1 protein-coding gene and 1 pseudogene are annotated in these 885 nt (G+C 64.0%); one reads left to right on the top strand and one right to left on the bottom strand.

Features of this window, described 5'->3' with window-relative positions; all coding sequences use genetic code 11:
- Positions 1-207, bottom strand: a pseudogene (locus A3730_RS20570) (SAM-dependent methyltransferase); the annotation flags it as partial.
- A 171-nt stretch (positions 208-378) separates the two neighbouring features.
- On the opposite strand from A3730_RS20570, the gene A3730_RS20575 reads away from it, so the two are divergent.
- On the top strand, positions 379-885 hold a 507-nt coding region (locus A3730_RS20575), incomplete at its 3' end, for a hypothetical protein (RefSeq protein WP_063538807.1).

An 885-nucleotide genomic window follows, 5' to 3' on the forward strand; every position in this document is an offset into this window, starting at 1 on the left:
ACGGCCCGTGCCACAGCCGGAATCCAGCATCAGCGGGCGATCTTCCCCTTGCTCATCGCGCCAAGCCCGGGCCTGCTCAAAGGCGCTACGATCGTGGTCGGCTATGGGGGCCCGCCAGACCGAAGCGAGGTGCCGGCGCACCACCTTTTCCAGATCAACATGGACACCCGACTGGTTCGAGCTGACCGCACGGCTATTGGCAAACATGGCATTCCTGACTGGCGAAGCGACTGACGGGACGCACATTGTAGGCATGGTGGGCGCCAGCGCCAGCCCCTGGCAAAATTTGGCGCCACCGCCCTACTGGCGAGCCGCTGCGGGCAGCGCTACTGTAGAGAGAGTCGGAACCCTGCAACCACCGACCTCTGCGAGGACCCCATGCGCCTGTGCCTGACACTGCTTGTCATCATGCTTGCCCTTCCCGGCCTGTCTGCGGCTGACGATATGAGCATCCATGTGCTGGAGCGTCCGGACGCTCCCGCCCTGGTGCCTGTCATTGAGCCATTATTGCCGGCTGGCGGCTCCGTTCGCGCCTATCGCGGCAAGCTGATTGTGCGTACCACCGACGCCAGCATGCAGGAGCTGCAAAGCGTCCTCGGCGGCCTGGAAGCCACCCCCTCAACCCTGATCGTGCACCTGCGACGCCAACAAGGCAGCAGCAGCCGACAAAGCGGCATCGATACCAATGTCCGGGGCCGAATCGAATCCGGCCGGGCACCGGTGATTCAGGGCGAGGTGCGCATCGGCCAGCAGAACCAGCAACAACAGCGCCAGGATCACTACCAGATTCGCACCCTCAGCGGTTACCCCGCCAATGTAAGCCAGGGCACCCTGGTCGCGCTCAGTGGTGGCTATTACGGCACCACCTTCGCACAGCTGGATCAG

This window comes from Alcanivorax sp. HI0044 (assembly GCF_001634945.1).